Source organism: Pseudomonas sp. C5pp, from assembly GCF_000814065.1.
GTDB lineage: Bacteria > Pseudomonadota > Gammaproteobacteria > Pseudomonadales > Pseudomonadaceae > Aquipseudomonas > Aquipseudomonas asiatica.
In genome coordinates this window covers 30,012-43,519 of the sequence record NZ_JWLN01000041.1, presented here as the reverse complement: position 1 = coordinate 43,519, position 13,508 = coordinate 30,012, and the positions used below count along the sequence as shown (strand labels likewise).

The 13,508-nt window shown below is 62.6% G+C and carries 13 protein-coding genes; 4 read left to right on the top strand and 9 right to left on the bottom strand.

The genetic code is table 11. The features are described 5' to 3' along the window. The coding region (locus tag RR51_RS25100) for an NRDE family protein (RefSeq protein ID WP_039615012.1) at positions 1–424 on the top strand (424 nt) is incomplete at its 5' end. 133 nt (positions 425–557) lie between these two features. Here the strand turns inward: RR51_RS25100 and ptsP are convergent. Together ptsP and RR51_RS25090 are read right to left on the bottom strand one after the other, a co-directional pair. Continuing rightward, positions 558–2,837, bottom strand: a complete 2,280-nt coding sequence (ptsP, locus tag RR51_RS25095; protein WP_039615011.1) for a phosphoenolpyruvate--protein phosphotransferase — start codon at positions 2,835–2,837, stop codon at positions 558–560. A gap of 22 nt (positions 2,838–2,859) precedes the next feature. Further along, the gene (locus tag RR51_RS25090) at positions 2,860–3,339 is read right to left on the bottom strand and encodes an RNA pyrophosphohydrolase (RefSeq protein ID WP_003249017.1); all 480 of its coding nucleotides are present in this window, start codon (positions 3,337–3,339) and stop codon (positions 2,860–2,862) included. A 141-nt stretch (positions 3,340–3,480) separates the two neighbouring features. On the opposite strand from RR51_RS25090, the gene RR51_RS25085 reads away from it, so the two are divergent. Next, on the top strand, positions 3,481–4,137 hold the full coding sequence (locus tag RR51_RS25085; RefSeq protein ID WP_039615010.1) for an HAD family hydrolase: 657 nt from the start codon (positions 3,481–3,483) through the stop codon (positions 4,135–4,137). 129 nt (positions 4,138–4,266) lie between these two features. On the opposite strand, the gene RR51_RS25080 is transcribed toward RR51_RS25085, so the two are convergent. Beyond that, positions 4,267–4,692: a DUF2269 domain-containing protein gene (locus tag RR51_RS25080; RefSeq protein WP_015272187.1), complete on the bottom strand. Its 426-nt coding sequence runs from the start codon at positions 4,690–4,692 to the stop codon at positions 4,267–4,269. A 148-nt stretch (positions 4,693–4,840) separates the two neighbouring features. Next, positions 4,841–6,355 (bottom strand): threonine ammonia-lyase, biosynthetic, encoded by a 1,515-nt coding sequence (gene ilvA / locus RR51_RS25075; protein ID WP_013974671.1) that lies wholly within the window; start codon positions 6,353–6,355, stop codon positions 4,841–4,843. A gap of 134 nt (positions 6,356–6,489) precedes the next feature. Here ilvA and rpiA point away from each other — a divergent pair, with 134 nt between their 5' ends. Beyond that, entirely contained in the window at positions 6,490–7,164 is a 675-nt protein-coding gene (gene rpiA, locus RR51_RS25070) for a ribose-5-phosphate isomerase RpiA (RefSeq protein WP_039615009.1), read from the top strand. Positions 7,165–7,279: 115 nt separating this feature from the next. Here rpiA and RR51_RS25065 read toward each other — a convergent pair whose 3' ends face one another. The 4 genes from RR51_RS25065 to RR51_RS25050 form a co-directional block, all read right to left on the bottom strand. Further along, positions 7,280–8,182, bottom strand: coding sequence for an SdiA-regulated domain-containing protein (locus RR51_RS25065; RefSeq protein ID WP_039615008.1), 903 nt, complete (start codon positions 8,180–8,182; stop codon positions 7,280–7,282). A gap of 90 nt (positions 8,183–8,272) precedes the next feature. Next, entirely contained in the window at positions 8,273–9,193 is a 921-nt protein-coding gene (locus tag RR51_RS25060) for an SdiA-regulated domain-containing protein (protein ID WP_039615007.1), read from the bottom strand. Between the two features lie 182 nt (positions 9,194–9,375). Continuing rightward, positions 9,376–10,041 carry a fumarylacetoacetate hydrolase family protein gene (locus RR51_RS25055; protein WP_039615006.1) on the bottom strand — a complete coding sequence of 222 codons (666 nt, stop codon included), beginning with the start codon at positions 10,039–10,041 and terminating at the stop codon, positions 9,376–9,378. Positions 10,042–10,066: 25 nt separating this feature from the next. Further along, on the bottom strand, positions 10,067–11,464 hold the full coding sequence (locus tag RR51_RS25050) for an FAD-binding oxidoreductase (RefSeq protein WP_039615005.1): 1,398 nt from the start codon (positions 11,462–11,464) through the stop codon (positions 10,067–10,069). A 170-nt stretch (positions 11,465–11,634) separates the two neighbouring features. Between RR51_RS25050 and serA the strand changes: the two genes are divergently transcribed. Next, a complete protein-coding gene (serA, locus tag RR51_RS25045) occupies positions 11,635–12,864 on the top strand; it encodes a phosphoglycerate dehydrogenase (protein WP_003258542.1) in 1,230 nt (409 codons plus the stop codon). A gap of 105 nt (positions 12,865–12,969) precedes the next feature. Here serA and RR51_RS25040 read toward each other — a convergent pair whose 3' ends face one another. Next, on the bottom strand, positions 12,970–13,446 hold the full coding sequence (locus tag RR51_RS25040; protein WP_039615004.1) for a DUF4399 domain-containing protein: 477 nt from the start codon (positions 13,444–13,446) through the stop codon (positions 12,970–12,972). Between the last annotated feature and the right edge of the window lie 62 nt (positions 13,447–13,508).

Below are 13,508 nucleotides of genomic sequence, written 5' to 3'. Positions count from 1 at the left end.
ATATTCAGGGTTCAACCTGCTGGTGGGCGATGGACTGCAGCTGGGCTATCTGCATGCCCGAGACGCGGCGCCGCGCTTGCTGGAGGCCGGGGTTTACGGGCTTTCCAATGCCGGGCTGGATACGCCTTGGCCTAAGCTGGTGAAGGCGCGCAGTGGGCTGGAAGGGTTACTGGAAACGCCAGAGCCACAGCGCTTGCTGGCGTTGCTGGCCGATGCCGAACCGGCGCCGGAGGGCGAGTTGCCGGAGACGGGCGTGGGGTTGGCGACCGAGAAGCTGCTGTCGAGCGTGTTCATTGCCAGCCAGAACTACGGGACGCGGGCGAGCACGGTGCTGATTGTGGATGATCAGGGGAAAAGGCGACTGGTTGAACGCAGTTTCGGGCCCTTTGGTGGGCATTTGGGGGAAGTTGAGTTGCTGGCCTGATAATTTGACGGTGCTTGCTCCGGCCTCTTCGCGGGTAAACCCGCTCCCACAGGGATTGCGCCGCATCTGAAGGCTGCGCTGTACCTGTGGGAGCGGGTTACCCGCGAAGAGGCCGGAACAGGCCACCTCACACTCAGAGGGTTTTATTGGCCCCAGGCCCGATCATCCGCGCCAACCCAAGGTTTTTCAGGGCCAGTTGCAGCGAGCTGTGGATAACCTGCGGGTTGTCATGGCTCAGGGCCTCGGTGAGCAATTCCTTGGCCTTACCCAGGTTGATCTGGCGCAGCATCCACTTCACCTTCGGCAGGTTGGTGGCGTTCATCGACAGACTGTCGAAGCCCATGGCCATCAACAGGATCGCCGCTGCCGGGTCACCGGCCATCTCACCGCAGATACTCACCGGCTTGCCTTCGCCATGGGCGTCGCGCACCACCGTGTTCAGCGCCTGCAACACCGCCGGGTGCAGGTAGTCGTAAAGGTCGGCGACCCGCGGGTTGTTGCGGTCCACCGCCAGCAGGTACTGGGTCAGGTCGTTGGAACCAACCGACAGGAAGTCCACCTGCCGCGCCAGTTCCTTGGTCTGGTACACCGCCGCCGGAATTTCCACCATCACGCCAACCGGTGGCATCGGCACATCGGTGCCTTCGTCACGCACCTCGCCCCAGGCGCGGTGGATCAGGTGCAGCGCCTCTTCCAGCTCATGGATGCCGGAAATCATCGGCAGCAGGATACGCAGGTTGTTCAGCCCCTCGCTGGCCTTGAGCATGGCGCGGGTCTGCACCAGGAAGATTTCCGGGTGGTCGAGGGTGACACGGATGCCGCGCCAGCCGAGGAACGGGTTTTCTTCCTTGATCGGGAAGTACGACAGCGACTTGTCGCCACCGATGTCGAGGGTACGCATGGTCACCGGCAACGGGTGGAAGGCCGCCAGCTGCTCGCGGTAGATGGCCAGCTGCTCTTTCTCGCTGGGGAAGCGCTGGTTGATCATGAACGGCACTTCGGTGCGGTACAGCCCCACCCCTTCAGCTCCACGCTGCTGGGCACGGGCCACGTCGGCGAGCAGACCGGTGTTGACCCACAGCGGCATGCGGTGGCCGTCCGGGGTAACGCACGGCAGTTCGCGCAGGGCATCCAGGCCCTGGGCCAGCTGGCGCTCCTCCTCGACCACGTCGCTGTACTGCTTGCGCAGCACTTCGCTGGGGTTGGTGAACACCTCGCCCTTGTAGCCGTCGACGATCATCTCGATGCCGTCGACCTTGGAATAAGGCAGATCGACCAGGCCCATCACCGTGGGGATGCCCATGGCGCGAGCCAGGATGGCGACGTGGGAGTTGCCCGAGCCCAGTACCGAGACCAGGCCGACCAGCTTGCCTTCAGGCACTTCGCCGAGCATCGCCGGGGTCAGCTCTTCGCTGACCAGGATGGTGTTGTCGGCGTACACCAGCGACTGCGCGCGGGCTTCCTGCAGGTAGGCCAGCAGGCGCCGGCCCAGGTCCTTGACGTCGGAGGCGCGCTCGCGCAGGTAGTCATCGTCCATCAGCTCGAAGCGGTTGACGTGCTCGCCCACCACCTGGCGCAGGGCACCCTGGGCCCACTGGCCGGTCTTGATGACTTCGGTCACCTCACCGCCCAGGGCCGCATCTTCGAGCATCATCAGGTACACATCGAACAGTGCACGCTCCTCCGGGCGCAGCTGGGTGGCCAGCTTGGCCGACAGCTTGCGCATATCGTCGCGCACACCTTCGAGGGCGTTCTGGAACAGCTTCAGTTCGGCGTCGATGTCATCGACGGTCTTGTCCGGTACCACTTCCAGATCGGCTGGCGGTAGCATCACCACTGCGCGCCCCACGGCGGCACCGGGCGAGCCCGGTACGCCGACGAAGCGCGCTTCCTGGATACCCTTGCCCTGGCGGCCCAGGCCACGGATCGAGCCAGTAGCCTCGGCGTGGGCGATAACCCCGGCGAGCTGGGCGCTCATGGTGACCAGGAAGGCCTCTTCGCCCTCGTCGAACTGGCGGCGCTCCTTTTGCTGGATGACCAATACCCCGACCACGCGGCGGTGGTGGATGATCGGCGCACCGAGGAAGGAGGCGAATTTTTCCTCGCCGGTTTCGGCAAAGTAGCGGTAACGCGGGTGGTCGGCAGCGTTTTCCAGGTTCAGCGGCTCTTCCCGGGTACCGACCAGGCCGACCAGGCCTTCGTTGGGGGCCATGCTGACCTTGCCGATGGATCGCTTGTTGAGGCCTTCGGTGGCCATCAGCACGAAGCGGTTGGTTTCCGGGTCGAGCAGGTAGACCGAGCAGACCTGGCTGCACATGGCCTCCTTGACACGCAAGACAATGATCCCCAACGCCGACTTGAGATCTTTGGCGGAGTTTACTTCCTGGACGATCTTGCGCAGCGTATTGAGCATGGCTCGGGGTCGAACTCCGTCGTCAGTCGCGCGTCAGCAGACGCGGTGCTAGCTCTTTCAGGGCGCGTCGGTAGACCTCGCGCTTGAATGTCACAACCTGGCCCAGCGGGTACCAATAGCTGACCCAACGCCAGCCGTCGAATTCCGGCTTGCCGGTCAGGTCCATCCGCACCCGTTGTTCGTTGCTGACCAGACGCAGCAGGAACCATTTCTGCTTCTGGCCGATGCACAGCGGCTGGCTATGCGTACGCACCAGTCGCTGGGGTAAACGATAACGCAACCAGCCACGGGTGCAGGCAAGAATTTCCACATCATCGCGTTCAAGGCCAACTTCTTCGTTCAGCTCGCGGTACAGGGCATCTTCCGGCGTCTCGTCAGGGTTGATGCCACCCTGGGGAAACTGCCAGGCATCCTGGTTGATCCGTCGAGCCCATAGCACCTGCCCGGCATCATTCGTGAGAATGATCCCGACATTGGGGCGAAAACCATCCGGGTCGATCACGGCAGCAACCTCGCAAACGCATGTCACCGCATTGTTCCACAAAGCTTGCGAGCGCAGCAACGCGCCCGCCAAGCTTATGTGCAGCAGCGTGAAAACTCCGTATTCTGCGGGCCTACCCTGTGGCTTATGCGAGTGACCGCGATGCGCCTGGCTTTATTCGACCTGGACAATACCCTCCTCGGTGGCGACAGCGACCATGCCTGGGGTGACTACCTTTGCCAGCGCGGCATCCTCGACCCGGTTACCTACAAGCAACGCAACGATGGCTTCTATCAGGAATACCTGAACGGCACCCTGGACCTGCAGGCCTACCTGGCCTTTTCCATGGAAATCCTTGCGGCAACACCGGTAACCCAGCTCGACGAATGGCACCGCGACTTCATGCGCGCCTGCATCGAGCCGATCATCCTGCCCAAGGCGCTGACCTTGCTGCAGCAGCACCGCGAGGCCGGCGACCAGCTGGTGATCATCACCGCCACCAACCGCTTCGTCACCGCACCGATTGCCCGGCGCCTGGGGGTTCGCGTGTTGCTGGCGACCGAATGCGAAACGCGTGATGGCCGCTATACCGGGCGTAGTACCGATATACCGTGTTTCCGTGAAGGCAAGGTGACGCGGCTGGAGCGCTGGATGCTGGAGAACGGCTTCGACCTTGAGGACAGCTATTTCTATAGCGACTCGATGAACGATTTGCCGCTGTTGCAGCGGGTGGCGCATGCGGTGGCGGTGGACCCCGACCCGAAGCTGCGGACGGAGGCCGAGATGCGTGGGTGGCCGGTGGTTTCGCTCAGGGTTTGAGGTTTTCCTGTACCGGCCTCTTCGCGGGTAAACCCGCTCCCACAGGTACTGCACAGCCCTCAAGCCTTGCTCAGACCCTGTAGGAGCGGGTTTACCCGCGAAGAGGCCAGCACATACAGCACAAAGCTGTCAGACCGGCTTGGCCCCCATCAGCCCGGCGATGGACAGGAAGCAAACCCCACTGAACACCGCCAGTGCCAGGGTAAAGCGCAACCCCACCACCTCGGCCTTGCGCAGCCGGTTCAACCGCACCAGCAGCCACCACACGGCAAACGCGCCCAGCGTATAGATGACGCTGGACGCCAGCACCCAGGTCTGCCCCAGCGGCCAGCCCACCAGGTGCACCAGCCACCAGCCGGTGAACGGCATGCTCACCAGGCACAGGCCCATCACCAGCCAGACGAACACCAGCGGCCGACGCAGCAGCTTGGCGTAAGCCTCGGCATCGCCCTGGCGGCGGGCGCGCACGGTCCAGAGCGCCAGGCCCAGAGCACCCAGCAGCAGGAGCGCGGTGGCGATGATGTGCAGGGTCTTGAGGGTGGTCAGGTGTTCCATGTCTCGGTTGTCCTTAAGCAGGCCATTTTGTGCAGGCTTCTTCGCGGGCTTGCCCGCTGCCACAGGGATATCACAGGCCCTGAAGCCTGCGCAGTACCTGTGGGAGCGGGCAAGCCCGCGAAAGGGCCATCAGCCCCAGCTTAGCCGCTCAGCCCAGGAACAGCTTGTAAGCCGGGTTGTCGGTTTCGTCCCAGTACGGGTAGCCGATCTTGGCCAGCGCCGCCGGCACCAGGTGACGCTCGTCTTCCGGCACCTGCAACCCCGCCACCACGCGCCCGTCAGCGGCGCCATGGTTGCGGTAATGGAACATCGAGATGTTCCAGCGCCCGCCCAGCTTGTTGAGGAAGTTGAACAGCGCCCCCGGCCGCTCGGGGAACTCGAAACGCAGCACCATCTCGTCACTGGCACCGGCCGAATGACCACCAACCATATGGCGAATATGCAGCTTGGCCAGCTCGTTGTCGGTCAGGTCGGTAACCGGGAAGCCCTGCTCGGTCAGTTGCTGTACCAGCGCCGCACGCGGGTCGTTTTCCGGGTGGGTCTGCACGCCGACGAAGATATGCGCCTCGTCGGAGGTGTGCTTGCGGTAGTTGAATTCGGTGATCTGGCGCTTGCCGATAGCCTCGCAGAAGGCCTTGAAGCTGCCCGGGCGCTCAGGGATGGTCACGGCGATGATCGCTTCGCGCTTTTCACCCAGCTCGGCACGCTCGGCCACATGGCGCAGGCGGTCGAAGTTGACGTTGGCACCGGAGTCGATGGCCACCAGGGTCTGCCCGGTCACGCCGTACAACTCGACGTACTTCTTGATGCCCGCCACGCCCAAGGCACCAGCAGGTTCGGTGATCGAGCGGGTATCATCGTAGATATCCTTGATAGCCGCGCAGATTTCGTCGGTACTGACGGTGACCACTTCATCCACATGGTGGCGGCAGATGTCGAAGGTGTGCTGGCCGATCTGCGCCACCGCCACACCGTCGGCGAACAGCCCGACCTGCGGCAGCACCACGCGCTCGCCGGCCGCCATGGCCGCCTGCAGGCAGTTGGAGTCGTCCGGCTCGACACCAATCACCTTGATTTCCGGGCGCAGGTATTTCACGTAGGCAGCAATGCCGGCGATCAGGCCACCGCCACCCACCGGCACGAAGATCGCGTCCAGCTGGCCTGGGTGCTGGCGCAGGATCTCCATGGCCACGGTGCCCTGCCCGGCGATGGTGTGCGGGTCGTCGTAGGGGTGCACGTAGACGAAGCCCTTTTCATCGACCAGTTTCAGCGAATAGGCCAGCGCCTCGGGGAACGAGTCGCCATGCAGCACCACCTTGCCGCCCCGCGAACGCACGCCCTCGACCTTGATCTCCGGGGTGGTCTTGGGCATCACGATAGTGGCCTTGATACCCATCTCGCGCGCAGCCAGGGCCAGGCCCTGGGCATGGTTGCCGGCAGAGGCGGTGACCACGCCGCGGGCCAGTTCTTCCGGGGTCAGTTGGGCCAGCTTGTTGTAGGCCCCGCGGATCTTGAACGAGAACACCGGCTGCAGGTCTTCGCGCTTGAGCAGAATCTGGTTGCCCAGGCGCTTGCTCAGCTGCCCGGCGCTCTGCAGCGGGGTTTCGACCGCGACGTCGTAGACGCGCGAGGTGAGGATCTTCTTGACGTACTGTTCGAGCATCGGGAATGCATCACTGGGCCGCGGGACAAGGGCTGGGAGTCTACCCCAGCGCTACGTCGGGCGACCACAGCAAAGCCGCCCGAGCCGTTATACTAGGCTCTTTTCAAATCCGCCCTGCCCCTCTCGGAGCCCGCATGACCCAGGACCAACTCAAACAGGCCGTCGCCCAGGCCGCTGTCGACTTCATTCTGCCCAAGCTGGATGAAAAGAGCGTCGTCGGCGTCGGCACCGGTTCGACCGCCAACTTCTTCATCGACGCCCTGGCTCAGCACAAGACCGCCTTCGACGGCGCGGTCGCCAGCTCCGAAGCCACTGCCCAGCGTCTGAAGGGCCATGGCATCCCGGTCTACGAGCTGAACAGCGTCAGCGAACTGGAGTTCTACGTGGACGGCGCCGACGAGAGCGACGCGCACCTGAACCTGATCAAAGGCGGCGGCGCAGCCCTGACCCGCGAGAAGATCGTCGCCGCCGTGGCCAAGACCTTCATCTGCATCGCCGATGCCAGCAAGCTGGTACCGGTGCTGGGCGCGTTCCCGCTGCCGGTCGAAGTGATCCCGATGGCCCGCAGCCACGTGGCGCGCCAGTTGGTCAAACTGGGCGGCGACCCGGTGTACCGTGAGGGCGTGGTTACCGACAACGGCAATGTGATCCTCGATGTGCACAACCTGCAGATCACCAACCCGGTGGAGCTGGAAGCGCAGATCAACGCCATCGTTGGCGTGGTGACCAACGGCCTGTTCGCGGCGCGTCCGGCGGATTTGCTGCTGCTGGGTACCTCTGAGGGCGTGAAGAGCCTCAAGGTCGAATAACCTTCTGCGAGGGCTTCGCCCTCGTTTCGCGACACAAGGCCGCTCCTACAGGGATACGCGATTTCCTGTAGGAGCGGCCTTGTGTCGCGATGGGCTGCAAAGCAGCCCCACCTGCTCACTCCGCTGGCTGTTTGAACACATAGAACAGGTTCGGCTCACTGACCAGATAGATGGTCCCCGCCTCATCCATCGCAATCCCCTCCGCCTGCGGCACCGTCGCCTGCAACCCCTGGAACCCCTTGCGTAACGACAAGGTACTCAGCGGCCGGCCCTCCACATCCAGCTCCAGCACCAGCCGCGACTCGTCCGACAGCGCCAGCAGGTGCCCGCTGCGCTCATCGAACTGCAAGCTCGACAGGTCCCGCACGAACAGCCGCGAATCGCGCTTGCGGTCCTGCACCACATGCACCGCATAGGGCTGCTCAGGATTGTCGTGCGGGAAGCCATGCACCTCGTAGATCAGCATTGGGTCACGCTCCTTGGCCACGAACAGGCGCTTGCCCGCCGAATCATAGGCCAGCCCCTCGAAGCCCTTGTTGCCATTCAGGCCAATGCCCAGGGTCAGCTGCTCGGCATCGCCGGCATCGAGGAACATCGTGTCGTCCTCCAGGCGCACGCGAATCAGCCGCTGCTGACGCTCGTCGGTGATCACATAGCTGTTGGGCCCGACGTACTCCACGGCTTCCGGGTCGCCGAAGCCGGTCAGCGGCACTCGGCGCAGGATGCGCCCGTCCAGCGACAGCTCGATCAGCTCCGAGCGTGCATTGGTAACGGTAAACAGAGTCTTGCGGTCGGGGTCGTAGGTCAGCGCCGAGATGTCGTCATCCAGCCCCTCGATCAGTTGCCCCTCCACCACCACCCGGTAACGGTCCAGGCCGATGCTTTGCTCGGCTGGCTGCCACCAGGCCTTGAGGTTGAACCAGCCACGCTCGAACAGGCGAAACTCCTGCCCGGCCAAGCCGAGCAGGATCAGGCCGATAACGACCAGAACAGGGAACGGACGAACAAAACGGCGCATGAGGGAAGACTCGACACAGGGGTGACGAATCTAATCACGAACAACTGAAGTAAAGCTTAATGCCAGCATCCGAAAAGTCGGATGTTTGAGTCAGTTTTTGCTGAAGCGATAGAACAGTGCCGGCTCGCTGATCATGTACAGGTTGCCCTTGTCGTCCATGGCCACCCCTTCGGCACGCGGGATGGTGTCCTGCAGGCCGTTGAAACCGCCGAGCAGGGTCATGAAACTGACTTGCTGGCCCTGCTCGTCCAGTTCCAGAAGCATGTTGGAGTCGGACGACAGCACCAGCAAGTGGCCGGTACGCGGATCCACGCCAAGCGCCGATAGGTTGCGCAGGTCCAGTTCATCACTGGGCAAAAGCTGTTTTTCACCCGTGAGCGGGCTACGGCCGTCGGTATTCCAGGTATACAGCCTGGGCGGGCGCTCCTCGCCGATTACCAGGCGCTGGCGCAGCGGGTCCCAGGCCACCGCCTCGAAGCCCTTGTTGCTCTTCACCGACGGGCCCAGGTCGTGGCTCTGGAAATCATCATGGTTCAACGAGGTGGTCTGCGCATCCACCTTGACCACGGTCAGGTCGTGCAGGCGCTCATCGGTGATTGCCAGGTAGCCGTCTTCCAGTACGGCGACGCCTTCCGGGTTGTTCCAGCCGTTGAGGGGGATCTTGCGCAGTACATCGCCATTCAGGCTCAGTTCGACCAGGATCGGGTTCTTGCCCATGACTGCGAACAGGGTGCGGGTACGCGGGTTGAAGGCAACATCCGAAGCCTCATCGTCGTCCATGCCCGGCAACGGTTTGGCATCGATGTCGACCTTGTAGTCTGGTAGCCATACGCTCTCGCTGCGCTCGGCGGCGCTTTCGAAACTTTCCTTGACCCACAGCGCACCGCGGTCATCCCAATGCATGGCTACGGCCACGCCATAGCCGACTACCGCCGCCACAGCCAGGCCGAAGGGCCAGCGTAGAAAGAAACGACGCTTGAGGGTTGCCGGGGCGCTGGAGGGAGATGGCATGCAGGGGTCCTGGGGAAATGGGCGAAGATTCGCGCATTATCCGGATCAGGTGTGAAAAATCGGTAAACAGGACCGGCCTCTTCGCGGGTGAACCCGCCCCCACAGGCATAGCGTCGCCCTTGAGGGTTGCGCAGTACCTGTGGGAGCGGGTTTACCCGCGAAGAAGGCGACGCGGTCTCGAGTCAGAGCACCCGGCTTTCGAAGCGGCTCACACCCGGCAACTCCAGCACCAATTCGTCACCGACATTGAACGGCCCCACACCCGCCGGGGTACCGGTAAGGATCACATCCCCCGCCTGCAGCGAGAAATGCGCGGCCATGTGCTGGATCATCGGCACGATCGGGTTGAGCATCATCGCGCTGTTACCATCCTGGCGAACTTCGCCGTTGACGGTCAGGCGCACCGGGATGTCGGTCACATCCTCGAAGCTGGCGGCCGACACGAACGGCGGCAGTACGCAGGCGCCATCGAAGCACTTGGCCAACTCCCAGGGCAGGCCCTTCTCTTTCAGCTTGGCCTGCACGTCACGCAGGGTAAGGTCTAGCGCCGGTGCATAGCCGGAAATGGCGTCCAGCACCTCTTCCTCGCTCGGATGAGTCGACAGCGGCTTGCCCAGCAGCACGGCAATTTCCGCCTCATAGTGCACCGAGCCACGCTCGACCGGAATCTTGAAGCCGCCCTCGGCCGGCACCACGCAGCTGCCCGGCTTGATGAACAGCAGCGGTTCGGTGGGGATCGGGTTGTCCAGCTCCTTGGCATGCTCGGCATAGTTACGGCCGATGCACACCACCTTGCCCAGCGGGAAGTGAATGCGTGTGCCGTCTACGTACTGATGCTGGTAACTCATGGCCGACTCCTCTGGATACTGCTTTCTATTCAGGTGCGAAGATCTTACCCGGATTCATGATGCCGTTAGGGTCGAACACGGCCTTTATTGCCTTCATGCAGGCAATTTCTTCGGGCGAGCGGCTGTAGCCCAGGTAGTCACGCTTGGTCATGCCCACACCATGCTCGGCGGAGATCGAGCCGTTGTAGCGCTCGACGATCTCGAACACCCACTTGTTGACCTTGGTGCAGGAGGCGAAGAAGTCGTCCTTGCTCATGTGCTCGGGCTTGAGGATGTTCAGGTGCAGGTTGCCGTCGCCGATGTGGCCGTACCACACCACTTCGTAATCCGGGTAATGTTCGGCGACGATGGCATCTATATCGCGCAGGAACGCTGGCACTTTCGACACCGTGACAGAAATGTCGTTCTTGTACGGGGTCCAGTGCGAGATGGTTTCCGACAGGTACTCGCGCAGTTTCCACAGGTTTTTCAGCTGGGTCTCGCTCTGGCTCATGACCCCGTCCAGCACCCAGCCTTGTTCGACGCAGTGCTCGAAGGTGGCCAGCGCTTCGTTGGCCACCTCCTCGGTGCTGGCCTCGAACTCCAGCAGCGCGTAGAACGGGCAGTCGGTCTCGAACGGCGCCGGCACGTCGCCACGCGCCAGGATCCTGGCCAGGCCCTTGTCGGAGAAGAACTCGAAGGCAGTCAGGTCGAGCTTGCCCTGGAAGGCATGCAGCACAGGCATGATCGAGTCGAAATCGGGGATACCCAGCACCATCGCGGTGAGGTTGCGCGGCGCACGGTCCAGACGCATGGTGGCCTCGACCACGAAGCCAAGGGTACCTTCGGCACCGATAAACAGCTGGCGCAGGTCGTAGCCGGTGGCGTTCTTGATCAGGTCCTTGTTCAGCTCCAGCAGCTCACCCTTGCCGGTCACCACTTTCAACCCGGCCACCCAGTTGCGGGTCATGCCGTAGCGAATCACCTTGATTCCACCGGCATTGGTGCCGATATTGCCGCCAATCTGGCTGGAACCGCTGGAGGCGAAGTCCACCGGGTAATACAAGCCCTGTTCTTCGGCGTAGGCCTGCAGCTGGCGGGTAATCACCCCTGGCTGGCAGACCACGGTGCGGTCGAATGCATTGAAGCCGAGAATCTGGTTCATGTAGTCGAAGGCGACCACCACTTCGCCGTTGGCCGCCACGGCGCCTGCGGAAAGCCCGGTACGCCCGCCAGACGGCACCAGCGCCACCTTGTGCGTATTGGCCCAGCGCACAATCGCCTGCACCTGCTCCACCGTCTTGGGAAAGACGATGGCGCTGGGTGCCGGTGGGTAATGCTTGGTCCAGTCCTTGCCATAGGCTTCCAGGGAAGCTGCGTCGGTCAGGACCTTGCCAGGGTCGACAAGGGTCATCAGTTCATCAATTACAGCGGGGTGGGTCATCGCTGGAACTCTCGACTTATTCATAGTCACCCTGAGCACTCTTCACCTGTCGGGATAAGCTCAGATTGTGTCGCGTATGCTAGCATAGCCCTCCCGCTGTTCATGCTAAGGCTGCCTTTGCGCCTGGCATCACCCTCGCCATTTTTTCTCCGGGATACAGGTTTACGCAGATGAGCAAGACTTCTCTCGACAAGAGCAAGATCCGGTTCCTTCTTCTTGAAGGTGTGCACCAGAACGCGGTCGATACCCTCAAGGCCGCCGGCTACACCAACATCGAATACCTCACTGGTTCGCTGCCGGAAGCCGAGCTGAAGGAAAAGATCGCCGATGCCCACTTCATCGGTATCCGTTCGCGCACCCAGCTGACCGAAGAGATCTTCGACTGCGCCAAGAAACTGGTCGCCGTTGGCTGCTTCTGCATCGGCACCAACCAGGTCGACCTGGAAGCTGCCCGCGAGCGCGGTATCGCCGTGTTCAACGCGCCATACTCCAACACCCGTTCGGTAGCCGAACTGGTACTGGCCGAGGCCATCCTGCTGCTGCGCGGCATCCCCGAGAAGAACGCTTCCTGCCACCGTGGCGGCTGGATCAAGAGCGCGGCCAATTCCTTCGAAATCCGCGGCAAGAAGCTGGGTATCGTCGGTTACGGCTCGATCGGCACCCAGCTGTCGGTCCTGGCCGAGAACATGGGCATGCAGGTGTATTTCTACGACCCGCTGACCAAGCTGCCACTGGGCAACGCCGTGCAGGTCACCAGCCTGCACGAGCTGCTGGGCCTGGCCGACATCGTTTCGCTGCACGTGCCTGAGCTGCCGTCCACCCAGTGGATGATCGGCGAGAAGGAAATCCGCGCGATGAAGAAGGGCGCGATCCTGATCAACGCCGCACGCGGCACCGTGGTCGAGCTGGACCACCTGGCCGCCGCCATCAAGGACCAGCACCTGATCGGCGCCGCCATCGACGTGTTCCCGGTGGAACCGCGCTCCAACGACGAGCAGTTCGAAAGCCCGCTGCGTGGCCTGGACAACGTGATCCTGACCCCGCACATCGGTGGTTCCACTGCCGAAGCCCAGGCCAACATCGGCCTGGAAGTGGCCGAGAAGCTGGTCAAGTACAGCGACAACGGTACCTCGGTATCCTCGGTCAACTTCCCGGAAGTGGCCCTGCCGGCGCACCCAGGCAAGCACCGTCTGCTGCACATCCACGAAAACATCCCGGGCGTGCTCAGCGAGATCAACAAGGTCTTCGCCGAGAACGGCATCAACATCTCCGGTCAGTTCCTGCAGACCAACGAGAAAGTCGGTTATGTGGTGATCGACGTTGACGCCGAGTACTCCGACCTGGCGCAAGAGAAGCTGCAACAGGTCAAGGGCACCATCCGTTCCCGCGTCCTGTTCTAAGTTCGCTGGCGGCATGAAAAAGGGAGGCCCTGGTGGCCTCCCATTTTTTTGCCTGTGACATTGGTGTCGCTTGCTTCGCGGGCTTGCCCGCGAAGAGCTCAACCCCTATTTCACGTCGACAGTAATCTTCTGCGACACGACGCTCGGCTTGAACGGCACGTGATACTGGTCACCCAGCACCAGCTGCAGGGTGTGCTTGCCTGGGGTCAGGGTAATGCTGGTTTCGGTCTGCGCCTTGCCGAAGTGCAGTACTTGCGGGCCGTCCGGCAACGCGGTGCCGGCCTGTGGCATCAGGCTGGCCGGCAGGGCCATGTCGGCCACAGGCTCTTTATCCACGTCCACCAGCAGGTGGTGGTGCCCGGTGTGCGGGGTGCTGTCACCCGCAGGCTTGAGCGCCATGCCCTCGATGCCGAACTTGACGGTGAAGGTCTTGTCGACCGTGGCGCCATCGGCGGGGGAAACGATGAAGACCTTGGCATCCTTGGGCGGCTCCTGGCTCTTCAGGGCATCTGCGGCACTGGCGAACATCGACGCTCCCATCATCAGACCAGCAACGGCAGCACGCGAAAATAGGCTGTTCATTCACTTCTCCTGTGATTCACTTATTGACCGCCGCCAGTATTCCAGTGGCGGCGGTGGTTCAC

Bases quoted from the DNA above. Each gene is read 5' to 3' on its own strand.
- RR51_RS25080 (WP_015272187.1), bottom strand. From the start codon at position 4,692: ATGGAACACCTGACCACCCTCAAGACCCTGCACATCATCGCCACCGCG.
- RR51_RS25040 (WP_039615004.1), bottom strand. From the start codon at position 13,446: ATGAACAGCCTATTTTCGCGTGCTGCCGTTGCTGGTCTGATGATGGGA.
- RR51_RS25065 (WP_039615008.1), bottom strand. From the start codon at position 8,182: ATGCGCCGTTTTGTTCGTCCGTTCCCTGTTCTGGTCGTTATCGGCCTG.
- ilvA (WP_013974671.1), bottom strand. From the start codon at position 6,355: ATGCTCGAACAGTACGTCAAGAAGATCCTCACCTCGCGCGTCTACGAC.
- ptsP (WP_039615011.1), bottom strand. From the start codon at position 2,837: ATGCTCAATACGCTGCGCAAGATCGTCCAGGAAGTAAACTCCGCCAAA.
- RR51_RS25055 (WP_039615006.1), bottom strand. From the start codon at position 10,041: ATGAGTTACCAGCATCAGTACGTAGACGGCACACGCATTCACTTCCCG.
- RR51_RS25060 (WP_039615007.1), bottom strand. From the start codon at position 9,193: ATGCCATCTCCCTCCAGCGCCCCGGCAACCCTCAAGCGTCGTTTCTTT.
- serA (WP_003258542.1), top strand. From the start codon at position 11,635: ATGAGCAAGACTTCTCTCGACAAGAGCAAGATCCGGTTCCTTCTTCTT.
- RR51_RS25050 (WP_039615005.1), bottom strand. From the start codon at position 11,464: ATGACCCACCCCGCTGTAATTGATGAACTGATGACCCTTGTCGACCCT.
- rpiA (WP_039615009.1), top strand. From the start codon at position 6,490: ATGACCCAGGACCAACTCAAACAGGCCGTCGCCCAGGCCGCTGTCGAC.
- RR51_RS25085 (WP_039615010.1), top strand. From the start codon at position 3,481: ATGCGCCTGGCTTTATTCGACCTGGACAATACCCTCCTCGGTGGCGAC.